Source organism: Streptosporangium heterodermiicola, assembly GCF_051390675.1.
Taxonomy (GTDB): domain Bacteria; phylum Actinomycetota; class Actinomycetes; order Streptosporangiales; family Streptosporangiaceae; genus Streptosporangium.
The window spans coordinates 35,097-48,357 of sequence record NZ_JBPJSR010000039.1; the positions used below are offsets into that span (position 1 = coordinate 35,097).

The following is a 13,261-nucleotide window of genomic DNA, read 5'->3' on the forward strand; positions in this document are numbered from 1 at the left end:
CGGGCGTACGTGTGTGAGCGCCAGGTGAACGGATCACCCCTCGCAGACAGGAGGTGCTCTCCATGACGGCGGCGGGCAGGGTGGCTGTGGCAGGTCGCTCCTCGCACGCGGGAGGTGCTCCGTTCCGGGCTCACCGCGACCTCCACGGCCCGGGCGTCTCGCGGCCGATGAGGAAAGTTTCATGCCATCCTGGAATTCGGTCTCATCGCGGCGTTCTCAACGGGCCGGAAACGGATCGTTCCATCCCGCCGCACGCTGCGGCCCGATTATCAAAAGGACCTGTTAGCCCTTTCGGGCCTCCTTTGCGGCCCTCTTGCGAGAGGGGTGAACCTTTCATTCAATGAGGGGCGGTGATGATCGTACTTCGGAGGGGTCTTTCCATGATAATTCGTACGCGCGTGCTGTCCGCAGGGCTTTTCACGGTGGCCGCATTCGTGCTCACCGGTGGTGTTCCGGCAGCCGCGTCAGCTGGTCAGGGCACTGCTGACACGAGCCTCAGCGCGATGGACCATTGGCAGTACCACGGCCATTACACGAGTTACGGCCAATGCGTCGCCGTGGGTGAGGAATACCTGTGGCCCCACAATCCCGGCGGGGCCGACGACTACGAATGCCTGGCCTCCGGCGGCGGCTGGAACCTCTGGTTGATATTCGCGACCTGATCCGGGAAAACACGGGCGGCGTCGGCCACGGGCCGGGGGTCAGGCGACCTTGGGGGTGACGCGCATGCCGATGTAAACGCACTCGGTGCCGTCGGCCAGGGTGGAGAAGACCACGGGAAAGTGCTCCCCTCCGAAGGCCGGACCGCCTGAGGCGGCGAAGACCGTTTCCGTCACCGGCACCAGGCCCATCTCCAGGGGCGGGGAGAAGTCCTTCATGCCGTCGACGAACTCGTACCGGAGGTGCGCGCCGTCGTCGTACCTGGCCAGGCAGTCGTCACCGCGGCCGGAGTCGTAGGTGAAGTCGCAGGTCAGGCCGCCGGTGTGGCTGAGCAGCCGGCGGATCGCGATCGTCTTCGTGGCCTCGGGGTCAGGGGTGGCGAACTCCGGCAGCACGCTCACCACGGGCGTGTCGAGCTCCAGCCCGCCGGAGTCGACCAGTTGCATCACCAGCGTGGCGGTGTAGACCTTGGCGAGCGAGCCGGACAGGAACACCGAGTCGGTCGTCACCTCCACCCCCGTCGCCCGGTGCAGCACACCGCTCGCCAGCTCGTGGACGTTCCCGCCGACCAGTACGGCGAGCGACGCCCCCGGTACGCGGTGGGCGGCGCGAAGCTCGTCGAACCGGGCCTGCCAGCGGGCGGAGTCGAAGGTCACGGGAGATCTCCTCGGTTTCAACGCGTCGAATGTTCTGATGCCGTCGCATGCCGGGCGATGCCGTCGCATGCCGGACGGGGCGTCCGCCGATCGGGCGGGGACGCGAGCCGGGGCATGCGGGCGAAGCCGACGGCGTCGGGTTAGGACCGGCTCGTTCCGGCGTCGCCGGGCAGTGCGCCGGAGGCGCGCAGAGCCTCGCGGCGCTCGCGCCACTCGGCCGCGAGCGCGGGCATCCGCTCGACGAGGAACTCGGCGAAGGTCGCCCCCTCCAGGAGCCGCGCCCGGCGGGCCGGGGGCGCCTCGTCCAGCACCTTGAGACCCTGACGCGCGAGCGCGCCGGGCGAGGTGTACTCCGAGGGCTTGTCGACCATCCTCAGCCAGATCGCGGTCGCGTCGTCCCCGCCCCGGCCTCGGGCGGTCCGGTGAGCGGAGCGACATGCCCAACCGGAATCCGCCCTGCCGATTCCCGCCGGTTCCTCAGCCGCCGAACGCGGGGTAGCCCGGCAGCGGGGGGACGTCCCAGCCTCCGGCCACGTCCCTGAGCAGCAGCCGCATCGTCTCCGCGAAGGCCGGGAACTCCTCCAGGGCGCTCCCCATCTCCCAGCGGTGTCTCAGCAGCTGCCACAGCGTCGGGACGGGACGCCGGGTCCGGTGCGCCGGCCTGTCCTCCGCCATGCGCGGGATCAGGCTGGTCGTCATGTGCACCGTCCAGAGCGCGACCGCCCGCCTGATCCCCGGCTCCCAGATCTCGTCCTCGACCAGCTCCGGGTACGCCTCGACGACCTCGGCGCGGTAGGTCTCCTCGATCCTCTCCGCCAGACCGGCGGGCAGGGTGAAGACGCACCAGCAGGTGGCGAAGGGCATCCGGCAGTACGCGGCCGTCATGAAGACCGGCTGGTAGCAGGCCGACTCGAAGTCGATCAGCCGCAGGCCGTCCGGGGTGAGCAGGTTGTTGTCCGGGCAGGTGTCGCCGGGGGTGAAGGCGAGATAGTCGTCCGCGTCCGTCGCCGCGATCCGTCCCAGCTCCCCTGCCAGCTCCGGCGGCGCCTCGACGCCGATCCCGGCGAGCGCCGAGGGGAACCCGGCCGCGTACCCCGCGACCCACGGCTCCTCGGCCCAGGACGGCACGCCCAGGCCGTACCGGGCGGAGAGGGAGGTCAGGTCGGCGCGCCGGTGCACCGACGCGGCGGACAGCCGCCCGAGCCCGCGCGCCCAGGTCGTCAGGCCGTCCAGGGCGGCCCGCGGATCGTCGCCGAGCAGCACGTCCGCCAGGGTCGGCGCGGACCCGAGGTCCTCCATCACCAGCAGCGGGACCGAGTCGTCCACCCCCAGCAACTCGGGACCGGCCAGCCCCAGCGAGAGCCCCGCCGCCTCCCCGGTGAAGGCGCGCAGGCCCTCGGGATCGGTGCCGTACTTCTTGACGACGACGCTGCCGCCCGAAGCCGTCCGGCAGCGCAGGACGACGCTGCGCGGGCTGCCTCCGAGGTCCACCGGATCGGACAGCTCGACGCCCACCACTTCGCTCGCGGCCCGCAGGATCGTATCCATCCCGGCATTCTGCCTTCGCGAGCCGGACGAGAAAACCTTATTTCCGCTGGTTGGGAAGCCCGCACGTCAGCGACCCGGGAGGCGCGTCATCGTGCGGGGCGTTTCGTGGCGTGGAGGTTCAGGGCGTTTCCGTGGCGTGGAGGGCCGCGAGGAGTTTGTCCATCGCGGAGCGGGCGCCGGCGGAGGCGTACGGGCCGACGGCGGCCAGGGCGACCACCAGTGCGGCGGCCTCGCCGGGGGTGAGGGCCAGCGGGGCGAGGCTGGAGGAGGTGTCGAGGCGATAGCCGCCGCCGGGCCCGGACCGCACGGTGATGGGCACACCGGCCTCCCGCAGCCGGGCGATGTCGCGTTCGATCGTGCGTACGGCCACGCCGAGTCGCCCGGCGAGCAGGTGGCCCGTGGTGGCGCGCGGGGCGCGGGCCCGGAGTGCCTCGATGAGCGCGTGCTGGCGTTCCACCCGGCGCAGGACCAGATGCTGGTCCATCGATTCGGCGGAGCGGCTCCGCCCGGTGGGAGCCGAAACCTGTCGGAGGGCGCGACGCCGGCCTCGGCACCCCGGACCGGCGGGAGGGGGAAAACCCGTTGAAGGCCGCGAACTGGGCTGGCACCCTGCCAGGATGCCGACGCCTCCCGCCGATCCTCCCGCGGATTCTCCCGCGGACTCTCCCGCGACGAGCTTTCCGCTTCCCGATCGGGCCGGCCTGGAGGCGCTGCTGGAGAAGGCGTTCGGCGCGCCGGTGACGCTGGACCGCGTGGAGCACCTGGCCCCGTGGGCGGTCCTGCGGGCGTACCTGGCCGGGCCGGAGGCCGAGACACCCGGGTACGCGACCGGTCCGGGATCCGTCGGGCCGGGATCCGTACCGCCCGCGCGCCCGGCCGAGCCGGACCCCGGACAGCCCGCGCGCCCGGCCGGACCGAACTCCAGACCGCTCACACACCCGGCCGAACCAACCCCCGGACCGCACACGCGCCCGGCCGGGCCGAACCATGAGCCGAATCCCGGACCGCCCGTGTCGGTGATCGTCAAGTGGTTGCGCAGCGATCCGTCCGGAATGCGCGTGGACGCGGAACAGGTGGTGACCGAGCGGGCCGCGCTGCGCTTCCTCTCCGAGGACCTCGGGCTCGCCCTCGCCCCCGGGGTGCTGGCCGACGACCTGGCGGCGTCGCTCCTGGTCCTGGAGGACCTCGCTCCCCGTAAGCCGCTGGACCAGGTGCTGCGCCGCGACGGCGCGGTGCTCGCGACGGCGGGGCTGGCGGCCTTCGCGCGGGCGCTGGGCGAGCTGGGCGCGGCCACCGCCGGGCACGCGGAGCGCTATCTCGCGAGACGGCCGGCCGTGGGTCTCAGCCTCACGTGCTCGGACACCGACGCGTGGCGGCGGGCCGTGGAGCACGGCGCGGGGCTCGGGGTCGCGCTGCCGAGCCGGGCCGAGACCGAGCTGGCACGACTACTGGCGGAGCTCGCCGACCCGGGCCCCTTCCTGGCATTGACCAACGGGGACGCCGAGGCGAACAACTTCCTGACGTCGACCAACAGGGGCGCCGAGACGAACGACCTCCTGACGGCGACCAACGGAGACACCGAAACGAACAACTTCCCGACGGCGACCAACGGCAACGCCGAAACGAACGACCTCCTGACGGCGGGTGGCGACGGGCGGCTCATCGACTTCGAGTTCGCCGGTTACCGGCACACCCTCACCTCGGTCGTGTGCCTGTACGTGCCGGGCCCGGCGTGGCTGACGGTGTCCGACCCGGTCGCGACCGGCCTGGAGGCCGGTTACCGCCGCGCGCTGGCCCGGGGCGTGCCGGAGGCGGACGACGACCGCCTGTTCGGCTTCGGCCTGGCCTCGGCATGCCTGACCTGGGCCGCCACCCGTTTCACCCGGTTCCCCACACTCGACGCCCGAGCGCCCGGCGAGAGGAGCCGGCTCCAGATGGTCTTCACGCTGGACGCCGCGGCGCGGGCCGCCGAGCACCACCGCGCCCTGCCCCACCTGGCCGGATGGACCCGCCGGGTGGCACAGGTGCTGCGCCGCCGGTGGCCGGACACGGACGTGGACCGGGCGGCGTACCCCGCGTACGCCCCGCGCAGGTGAGCGTCACCCGCGCGTCGTGTGAGTCCGGGAGTAGACGTACGGCCGCGAGGGCACCGCGTCCGGGAGGTGCCAGGCGGACGGCAGGGCCCAGCGGCCGAAGACGACCTTTCCCCCGTCCGGTGACCGGTGGTGGCCCCACTCGTCGGTGCACATGCCGACGAGCCGCAGGCCCCGGCCGCTCTCGTCGTCCTCCTCCGCCTCGGTGACCTCGGGCGTGCCATCGCAGCCGTCCCAGACCTCCGCGAACAGGCTCGCGTCGGCGAGGCGGAGCCGCAGGAGGATCGGGTACGGGTCGGCGGTCCGCGCGCGGGCGCAGGTGGGCGGGCAGTCGGAGGTGTGCGGGCAGGTGTAGCCGTACGGGACGGGCGGGGCGGCGGTGGCCTTGATGGCGTTGGTGGTCATCTCGGAGACGACCAGGACGCAGAGGTCGGACAGCTCCTCCAGGCCCCACGCCGACAGTTGCGCTCGCGTGAAGTCGCGCGCCTGGGAGGCCGCGGCCGGCTGCGCCGCCAGCCACAGCTCGTTCGTGTCCAGGGAGTCCGGGGAGTCCGGGAAACCCCGAGACTCCGGGGAACCCAGAGAGCCCAGGGACAGGTGGTCGGCGGTGTCCGGATCAGGATGAAACGGTGAGTGCATCGGTCCCGGCCGTTCGACGGGGAGCACGGTCATTGATGGCTCCAGGGAAGTTCGACGGAGGTTCGGTCGCGCGTCCCCGGCGCAGATTGGGGACGCCCCCGCCCGAGCGCTGAGACCACACGAATCCGACGGCTCCGGCGTTGTCCTCCACCCTGGTGTACGGAGCGTGCTGGGAACAGGCGACGACACCGAGTCTGTTCGTCACTCTCAGGGGTCAAGTCACCCCGCAGAGCGACGGCGTGACAGGGAGCGGTGATCTGATCGCCGATTTCTGCACTCGATGGTCACCGAACGTGATCGCCCAGTAACGTTCGGCCCGAAGAATCGCCGCCGGAGAACCCGCCGGGAGGGGCCGAGCCGATGCCACGTGCACCGCGCAGCGTCAAGCAGCAGATGGACGCCTTCAGCGCTGAGCTTCGCGAACGTGGTTTCACGTGGGCCGAGGTCGCCGCTGAGTTCATGCGACGTTGGCGCCTGAACTCCCGTCAGGGCTTCCGTGAGGCGCATCGCCTGACACAAGCCAAGGTCTGCCATCTATGGAACGAGTACTGGCCGAACGAGCCGCTGACGACCCGGAAACTCGGGTCGTGGGAAGCATGGCCCGGCCCCACCGGCAACGAGCCGCCGATCGCCGGGCTCAACCGGCTGGCCCGCATCTACCAGTGCCGCACCGCCGACCTGGTCGACGGTGAAGACCACCGCGATGCCGACGAGCACAACACACCGGCCGTCCGCTCCCGTGGACGGGCGCTGGTGGCCGCCGGGGCGGCGGGCAGCCTCGGCCCCGAGGACATCCGGGGAGTGCTGGCCGCCCTGCCCACCCTGCCCACCGGGCCGGTGTCGTTCGGGACCTCGCGCGACGAGGAGTACGACGCCCTGGTGCGGGCGCTCGCCCAGTGGGCGGCGACCATGAAACGACGCGACGTGCTGGCCCTGATCAGGGCCGCCGCTGCCGCCGCCGCGGCCTCTCCGCTGCTTGACCGGCTCAACGACGACGAGCTCGACCGGCTCGCCCTGATCGCCGCCGAGCCGTCCCGGGTGGACGAGGCCACCGTCGACCACATCGACGCGGTGCTGCACCACTGCATGCGCCAGGAGGACACCCTCGGCCCGCAGGCGGTGCTGGGGACCGTGCTCGCCCAGCAGCATCTGGTGCGGTCGCTCATCCCGTCCGCGTCGAACGACGAGGTGCGTGAGCGGTTGCTGTCGCTGCTGGCCAACATCTGCCGGTTCACCGCCTGGGTGCTGTTCAACCTCAACGACTTCAACGGGGCGAACCACTACTACGAGCAGGCCAAGTTAGCCGCGCACCGGGCCGACGACGACGCGATGAACAGTTTCGTCCTGGCCAACTGGTCGCAGCTGGCGACCTGGCGGGGCGACCCCCGCCAGGGCGTCGAGCACGCGCTGGGGGCGCTGGCCTGGGGGCACCGCGCCAACAGCAAGCTGCTGGTGTCGTACGCGTGCGACGTGGGGGCCCGCGCCTACTCGGCGGTGTTGCGCCGCTCGGCCAAGAACGACCGGCGCAAGGACCACGCCCGCTGCATGACCAGCCTCGACCAGGCCCGGCGCGAGCTGGGTCACGCGGGCGAGGGCGACGTGGGGGCGAAGCTTCTCTACTTCTACGGCGACGGGCAGTATCTGTCGACCAGGACCAAGTGCCTGCTGGACATGGGCGACGCCCAGACCGCCGTCGAGATGGCCTCGCGGTCCCTGGCCCGGATCGATCCGGCGTTCGTCCGCAACCTGGCGTTCAGCCGCCTGGATCTGGCGCGCGGGCACATGCAGTTGCGCGCCATCGACGAGGCGTGCGAGCAGATCGCCGAGGCGGCCCGCCTCACCTGCAAGAACACCTCGCCGCGGCTCGCCCGCTCGGTGGTGGAGGTCCGCGAGACGCTGAATCCGTGGGCGAGGACCCGCCAGGTCGCCGCCCTGGACGAGAAGCTGCACGCCTTCCAGCTCATCGCCTGAGGCTCCGCGGCCCGTCGCGGCCGAGCAGCGCGCGCTGTCCACCCGCGACGAGGCCGGAGTGCTCCGCGGCCCGTCGCGGTCGGTCAGCGCGCCCCGGGCATCTCCTCCAGCACCAGGATCTCGAAGACCGGGGCGGGGATCGGCGGGTCCATCAGTTTTTCCGCCACCTTCCGCCATCCCCACCTCCGGTAGATCTCGCGGGTGCGCACGGCCTTGGGCTGCACCGAGAGCGTGGCCCGCTCGGCACCGGACCCGGAGAGCAGCTCGTCGTGGATCCGGTGCCCGGCTCCGGCGCCTCGCCGGTCGTACAGCACCCCGTAGTCGATGACGGCGAACGTCCTGGTGCCGGTCTCGGCCGCGAACTCCTCGTCGACCGGTTCGGCCAGCGCGCTCCACCAGGGGGTTCCGGCGGGCAGCAGGTAGCCGTACCCGAACCCGATGAGCTCCGGCCCGCGTCGCGCGGTGGTCAGCCGGAACCCAGGCCGGTCGGCCAGCCTGGGGAAGTAGGAGCGCTGGTTGGCGAACTCGGCGGCGTTCCCGTCGAACGGGGGCAGCGAGAACACCGCCTCGTAGAGATCGCAGATCGTCCCGGCCAGCGCGAGCGCCTCCCGGCGGCCGTGCGTCTCCACGGTCATCTCGTCGGTGGGGGTCGTGTCGGTCATCCCTGTCTCCTCGCCTCCGTCGCACCGCCCCTCCTTGGGAGGGCTCCTTACCCGTGGACGGGCGTGGTAGCCGTCCCGGTTCCGGTGCGGGGCGAAGGCGAGGGCGACAGGGGCGGAGAGTCAGCTTTTCGCGAGGTCGGCCAGTGGCACGGAGAGGTCGGCGAGCCGGTCGGGGTCGACGGTCGCGCCGCCGCGGATCAGCTCCTGCGCCGGTGAGATGCCCTCGTCCCACCGGTTGACGTGCATCCCCGCCACGACGCGCCCGCCGGCGAGCCAGAAGGCGTGGAAGGCCTCCGAGTCCAGGTCCCCCCGGATGACCACGGAGTCGTACCCGCCGGGCGCGAACCAGCCGGAGAACTCCATGCCGACGTCGTACTGGTCGGTGAAGAAGTACGGCGGCCTGTCGTAGACCACCTCCTGGCCGAGCATGGCCTTGGCCGCGGCCACTCCCCCGTTGAGGGCGTTGGCCCAGTGCTCGACGCGGACGCGGGTGCCGTACAGGGGGTTGAACGCGTTGGCCACGTCACCGGCGGCGTAGACGTCGGGGTCGTCGGTGCGGAGGGACTCGTCGACGAGGATCCCGTTGTCCACGGCCAGGCCCGCCCGTTCGGCGAGCTCGGTGTTGGGGCTCACCCCGACGCCGACGATCACGAGGTCGGCCGGGATCTCCTCACCGTCGTGGGTGGCGACCGCGCGGACGTGACCGGGGCCGAGGAGCCCGGTCACCTCACGGGCGAGCCGTACGTCGACGCCGTGGCGCCGGTGCACGTCGGCGAAGAAGGCGCCCAGCTCGGGGCCGAGCGCGGCGTGCAGCGGCACCGCCCTCGGCTCGACGACGGTCACCTCGCAGCCGTACTCCCTGGCGGCCGCGGCGGTCTCCAGCCCGATCCAGCCCGCGCCGACGACGACCACCCTCCTGCCGCCGCCGCCGATGGCCTCGCGCAGCCGCTCCGAGTCGCCGAGGCTGCGGAGGTGGTGCACGCCGTCCAGGTCGGCGCCGGGCACGTCGAGGCGGCGCGGGGAGGAGCCGGGGACGAGCAGCAGCTTGTCGTACCGGACACGCCGCCCGTCGTCGAGCTCCACGTGGTGCGAGGCCCGGTCGAGGTCCGTCGCGCGGCGGCCGAGCAGCCGTTCCACGGAGTTGGCGGCGTACCAGTCGTCGTCGTGGACGTAGAGCTTGGCCTTCTCCTCCTTGCCGAGCAGGTAGCCCTTCGAGAGCGGGGGTCTCTCGTAGGGAGACTCGGTCTCGGCGCCGATCAGCGTGATCGCGCCCTCGAAGCCCTCGTCGCGCAGGGACTCCGCCGCCTTGGCACCCGCCAGGCCCGCTCCGACGATGACGAACGTCTGCTCGGTAGTCATAGGTTCCTTCCTACCCCCATTCCCCCGCCGGTTCCAACGATCGCGGGAGGCGGCGGGCCGTTCACCCGTTCCTGCGGAAGACGACCACCAGGACCCGCAGTCCCAGGATGGCGCTGACGAGCAGGAGGTTGTAGCCGATGAGCTGGTGGAGCCCGACGCCCGGGGTGACGCGCGGGCCGGTGTCGGTCCCGAGCAGCAGCGCGGCCATGAGGCCGGTGGTCGCCGCCAGCACGGTGAGCAGCACCTGGTGGAGCATCCCGGTGACGTGCCGCCGGTCGCGCTCGTCGGAGAAGAGCCGCACGTTCAGGCCGAAGCGGCCGTGCTCGGCCGCGTCGGCGATGCGCTCGATCCGGCGGGGCAGGCGGCGCACCATGGGAAGCAGGCCGAGCACCTCCCGGGTGACCTCCTCCCGTACCCGCTGGTGGCCGAGGCTTTCCGTGAGATGGCGGAGGGAGAACGCGCGCGCCTCGGTGACGATGTCGAACCCGGGGGCGAGCCGGGCGAGCGTGCCCTCGACCGTCGCCAGCGCCCTGAACACCGCGGCCACCTCGGGCGGGAGGGACAGCCCGTGCGAGGAGACGATCCGGAAGAGCCTGCCGAACATCTGCGCGTCCGGAGGGGTACCGGCGAGCAGGTGCCGGGCCATGAACCGGCCGATCTCGCGTTCCAGCTCCCGCTCGTCGATCTCGTCCGGTCTCGGCACCACCTCCAGCAGGGCGTCGCTCACCCCGAGCGGGTCCCCCCGGTCCATCGCGCCGAGCAGGCGCCCCAGCGCGTCGCGCAGCGAGCCGTCGAGCCGTCCCACCGAGCCGAAGTCGAGCAGTGCCAGGCGCCCGTCGGCGAGGAGCATGAGGTTGCCCGGGTGGGGGTCGGCGTGGAACACCCCGTGCAGCATGATCTGGCGCAGCAACGTGTCGAACAGCGTCCTGGCGAGCTCCTGCCCGGCCTGCCCGCCGGGCGCGGCGGCCCCCAGCGGGGTGCCGTCCAGCCACTCCATGACGAGCACCCGCCGCCCGGACAGCTTCGGGTACGGCACCGGCACGTGGACCGGCTCGCCCGCGGAGACCGCCGCCACGGCGGCCATGTTCCCGGCCTCGATCCGGAAGTCGAGTTCCTCCCGCAGCGCGTCGGCGAACCCCCTGGACAGGGCGGCGACACCGAACGCGCGCCCCCACCGGGTGCGCCGTTCGAGCGAGCGGGCGAGACGGTCGATGATGTCGAGGTCCTGCTCGACCACGGTGGCGATCCCCGGACGCTGGACCTTGACCACCACCTCCTCGCCCGTCCGCAGCCGGGCGCGGTAGACCTGCGCCACCGAGGCCGCGGCGAGCGGTTCGCGGTCGAACCCGGCGAACGTCTCCTCCACCGGTCCGCCCAGCTCGGCCACGAGCACCGGCTCGATCTCCGCCCACGGCGCCGAGGCCGCGCCGTCCTGCAGCAGGCGCAACTCCTCGACGAACTCCACCGGCAGCAGGTCGCTCCGGGTGGACAGGATCTGGCCCAGCTTCACGAACGTGACCCCGCCGTCGTCGAGGGCCTCCCGCAGCGACCTGGCCAGGCGGGCCCTGCTGGAGGACGCGCCGAGGTCGGGGTCCCGGCCGCGCAGGTACGGCCCGAGACCGTGCCGTACGAGGATGCGCGTGATACGGAGGTAGCGGCGTGAGCGGATCAGGTGACGGCGCAGCCCCCCGGCCAGTTCCAGCGGTCCCGGAAGCGACCCGGACGGTATCAGGGCCTCGGCGATCACCAGGGGCACCAGCCCGGCGAGCAGGGCGCAGACCACGGCGAGGATGAAGAACCAGATCGGGGTGACACCGGGGTCGTCCGGGGCCACCGTCCCCGCGAACGCCTTCATGAGCGGTCCGGCGATCAGGACCACGAACGTTCCGGCCAGCAGCGTGCGGACGATCCCGAACCGCAGGTCGAGCAGGCGCCGCGCGGCCAGCGTGAACGCCGCCACCAGGACCAGCACACCGATCACGAGCACCAGGGGCGTTAGAAGGTCCACATTCATTCCGTTGACTCCGTCGCGTTCGTCGTATCTGCGGTGTTCGTCGTGCTCGTTGTGTTCGCCGTGCTCGTCGTGAGGGTGAGGGTGAGGGTCCGGCACGCGTCCCGGGCCGTGGCGCGCGGTCGTGGGACGGAGAGCGTGATCAACGGCGAACAGACTAGATGACCCGCTTCGGGGACAAAGGATTTCCGGACCGGTTCGAGGCGGCCCGGCGATCGGCCTCCCTCGAACCGGTCCGGTACGGAACGCCCCGGAACGGGCCGGGGGCAGGGCGGGAAGTCCGGGCGGAAGCGATGAACCGGTTCGTTGAGGAAGGCCCTCAAAACGGGCCGGGACAGGGCGACGAGCGCGGGCGGGACGCGGTCCGGCGACATTCCGAAACGCGGCGCGTTCGCCATGACGCTCGACATGGTGTTCGGCGTGAAGTTCGGCATGAGAAAGAAACGCGCATCGCCTCTCTTCTCACACATGGGGATAATCATCATGAAACCGCCAAGGGCCTCAGATCCGCAGGCCGGAGAAGATGCGCAATATCTTTGGAAGACAGAACGAGGAAATTTTCGTTTACCCTCCCGGAAACGGAATTCCACCCCCCCTCGAAAGGAGGACGTATATATTTTCCACGCCGTCAAGATCGCGCCGTCGACGGAGATGCCAAGAGCTCCGCCCGCAGCGCGCTGTTTTGATAAGGAGCATTCCGTATGCCATTGAAGCAACGATTCGCCCGAGTCACGGTCAGCTGCGCCTTCGCGGTGGCGGCCGTCCTGAGCCTCGGGGCCTTCGCCCCCGTACCGCCGAGCGTTCCGGACAACCCGCCCGCGCCCCAACCTCGGGAAGCCGCACTTCAGCCCTGGGAGGCCGCGCCTCAGTCGTGGGAGCCCGCGCCCCAGCCCGGGGAGGTGTCGCCGCCGCCCAAGCCCGTCGTGCGCGCCCTGACGGCCGCCGAGATCCGCGGAAAGGGACTCGATAGATACATCGACATGTCCCGCCAGAAGGAAACGGTTCCCAGCATCATCGACACGGACCAGGGGCGGTTCACCAGCGCTCTCCTGCCTCCCGCGAAGCGGCCGGGAAACCTCAGTCCCGCCAATGCCTCGACGGGCTGCTGGTATCTCGCGACGACATATGGATATCCCGCCCTCCAGGGAGAGGCCTACCACACGTGGTGCGGTGACGGCGTCCGTGTCACATACACCTCGGCCAGTTGCACCGGAAGCACGAGCCTTTCCACCTATATCTACGAGGGCTGCCAGAACGTCCAGGCATACGGGGTCGGCTGGAATGTCTGGGACGTCACCGACAGATGGCGTTTCTGTACTTCCTACAACCCCGTCACGGGCGTTTGCTCCTCCCGGATATACCCGTGGCAGAAGAACCGCTATGGCGCCAACGGCCAGGTCTGGCTTCTCGGATGGGGCAACTAGGGATTAACACTCCGGCGTCGCGCGTACGGACCCCGTACCCGCGCGTATGAGAAGAGACGGCCACCGCGTGATCACCCGGGATCACGCGGTGGCCGTCGGCATGTCCCGCGCGGGGCGGGTGGCGGGGGGTGGTCGCGGTCGCACCGCGCCGCGCCGCGCCGCGCCGCGCCGCCAAGCGCAGATCGTCATGCACAGGTCGTCAAGCATGGAAGGCCTTAAATCCGTAATAGTGCGCGTT

At 71.3% G+C, this 13,261-nt stretch carries 12 protein-coding genes; 4 read left to right on the forward strand and 8 right to left on the reverse strand.

Going from position 1 to position 13,261, the window contains the following annotated elements; all coding sequences use genetic code 11:
* Nucleotides 1-350: 350 nt before the first annotated feature.
* A complete protein-coding gene (locus tag ACSC1Q_RS41065; protein WP_436764158.1) occupies nucleotides 351-662 on the forward strand; it encodes a hypothetical protein in 312 nt (103 codons plus the stop codon).
* 39 nt (nucleotides 663-701) lie between these two features.
* On the opposite strand, the gene ACSC1Q_RS41070 is transcribed toward ACSC1Q_RS41065, so the two are convergent.
* The 4 genes from ACSC1Q_RS41070 to ACSC1Q_RS41085 all read right to left on the reverse strand — a co-directional run bounded on the left by ACSC1Q_RS41070 (nucleotide 702) and on the right by ACSC1Q_RS41085 (nucleotide 3,348).
* Nucleotides 702-1,316 (reverse strand): serine hydrolase domain-containing protein, encoded by a 615-nt coding sequence (locus tag ACSC1Q_RS41070; RefSeq protein WP_436764159.1) that lies wholly within the window; start codon nucleotides 1,314-1,316, stop codon nucleotides 702-704.
* A gap of 140 nt (nucleotides 1,317-1,456) precedes the next feature.
* Nucleotides 1,457-1,687, reverse strand: coding sequence for a hypothetical protein (locus ACSC1Q_RS41075; RefSeq protein ID WP_436764160.1), 231 nt, complete (start codon nucleotides 1,685-1,687; stop codon nucleotides 1,457-1,459).
* Nucleotides 1,688-1,793: 106 nt separating this feature from the next.
* Nucleotides 1,794-2,864: a hypothetical protein gene (locus ACSC1Q_RS41080; RefSeq protein ID WP_436764161.1), complete on the reverse strand. Its 1,071-nt coding sequence runs from the start codon at nucleotides 2,862-2,864 to the stop codon at nucleotides 1,794-1,796.
* A gap of 118 nt (nucleotides 2,865-2,982) precedes the next feature.
* Entirely contained in the window at nucleotides 2,983-3,348 is a 366-nt protein-coding gene (locus ACSC1Q_RS41085; RefSeq protein ID WP_436764162.1) for a helix-turn-helix transcriptional regulator, read from the reverse strand.
* 133 nt (nucleotides 3,349-3,481) lie between these two features.
* Here ACSC1Q_RS41085 and ACSC1Q_RS41090 point away from each other — a divergent pair, with 133 nt between their 5' ends.
* Nucleotides 3,482-4,960 carry a hypothetical protein gene (locus ACSC1Q_RS41090; protein WP_436764163.1) on the forward strand — a complete coding sequence of 493 codons (1,479 nt, stop codon included), beginning with the start codon at nucleotides 3,482-3,484 and terminating at the stop codon, nucleotides 4,958-4,960.
* Nucleotides 4,961-4,963: 3 nt separating this feature from the next.
* Here ACSC1Q_RS41090 and ACSC1Q_RS41095 read toward each other — a convergent pair whose 3' ends face one another.
* Entirely contained in the window at nucleotides 4,964-5,629 is a 666-nt protein-coding gene (locus tag ACSC1Q_RS41095; protein ID WP_436764164.1) for an ATP-binding protein, read from the reverse strand.
* A gap of 327 nt (nucleotides 5,630-5,956) precedes the next feature.
* Here ACSC1Q_RS41095 and ACSC1Q_RS41100 point away from each other — a divergent pair, with 327 nt between their 5' ends.
* Entirely contained in the window at nucleotides 5,957-7,567 is a 1,611-nt protein-coding gene (locus ACSC1Q_RS41100) for an NsdA family TPR-like regulatory protein (protein WP_436764165.1), read from the forward strand.
* 83 nt (nucleotides 7,568-7,650) lie between these two features.
* Here the strand turns inward: ACSC1Q_RS41100 and ACSC1Q_RS41105 are convergent, their stop codons facing one another.
* The 3 genes from ACSC1Q_RS41105 to ACSC1Q_RS41115 form a co-directional block, all read right to left on the reverse strand.
* On the reverse strand, nucleotides 7,651-8,229 hold the full coding sequence (locus ACSC1Q_RS41105; RefSeq protein WP_436764166.1) for a GNAT family N-acetyltransferase: 579 nt from the start codon (nucleotides 8,227-8,229) through the stop codon (nucleotides 7,651-7,653).
* Nucleotides 8,230-8,349: 120 nt separating this feature from the next.
* Nucleotides 8,350-9,588 (reverse strand): NAD(P)/FAD-dependent oxidoreductase, encoded by a 1,239-nt coding sequence (locus ACSC1Q_RS41110; protein WP_436764167.1) that lies wholly within the window; start codon nucleotides 9,586-9,588, stop codon nucleotides 8,350-8,352.
* A gap of 61 nt (nucleotides 9,589-9,649) precedes the next feature.
* The gene (locus tag ACSC1Q_RS41115) at nucleotides 9,650-11,596 is read right to left on the reverse strand and encodes an ABC1 kinase family protein (RefSeq protein ID WP_436764168.1); all 1,947 of its coding nucleotides are present in this window, start codon (nucleotides 11,594-11,596) and stop codon (nucleotides 9,650-9,652) included.
* 704 nt (nucleotides 11,597-12,300) lie between these two features.
* Here ACSC1Q_RS41115 and ACSC1Q_RS41120 point away from each other — a divergent pair.
* A complete protein-coding gene (locus ACSC1Q_RS41120) occupies nucleotides 12,301-13,023 on the forward strand; it encodes a hypothetical protein (protein ID WP_436764169.1) in 723 nt (240 codons plus the stop codon).
* The last annotated feature ends 238 nt before the right edge of the window (nucleotides 13,024-13,261 follow it).

Bases quoted from the DNA above. Each gene is read 5' to 3' on its own strand.
- ACSC1Q_RS41075 (WP_436764160.1), bottom strand. From the start codon at position 1,687: ATGGTCGACAAGCCCTCGGAGTACACCTCGCCCGGCGCGCTCGCGCGT.
- ACSC1Q_RS41080 (WP_436764161.1), bottom strand. From the start codon at position 2,864: ATGGATACGATCCTGCGGGCCGCGAGCGAAGTGGTGGGCGTCGAGCTG.
- ACSC1Q_RS41085 (WP_436764162.1), bottom strand. From the start codon at position 3,348: ATGGACCAGCATCTGGTCCTGCGCCGGGTGGAACGCCAGCACGCGCTC.
- ACSC1Q_RS41090 (WP_436764163.1), top strand. From the start codon at position 3,482: ATGCCGACGCCTCCCGCCGATCCTCCCGCGGATTCTCCCGCGGACTCT.
- ACSC1Q_RS41095 (WP_436764164.1), bottom strand. From the start codon at position 5,629: ATGACCGTGCTCCCCGTCGAACGGCCGGGACCGATGCACTCACCGTTT.
- ACSC1Q_RS41100 (WP_436764165.1), top strand. From the start codon at position 5,957: ATGCCACGTGCACCGCGCAGCGTCAAGCAGCAGATGGACGCCTTCAGC.
- ACSC1Q_RS41105 (WP_436764166.1), bottom strand. From the start codon at position 8,229: ATGACCGACACGACCCCCACCGACGAGATGACCGTGGAGACGCACGGC.
- ACSC1Q_RS41110 (WP_436764167.1), bottom strand. From the start codon at position 9,588: ATGACTACCGAGCAGACGTTCGTCATCGTCGGAGCGGGCCTGGCGGGT.
- ACSC1Q_RS41120 (WP_436764169.1), top strand. From the start codon at position 12,301: ATGCCATTGAAGCAACGATTCGCCCGAGTCACGGTCAGCTGCGCCTTC.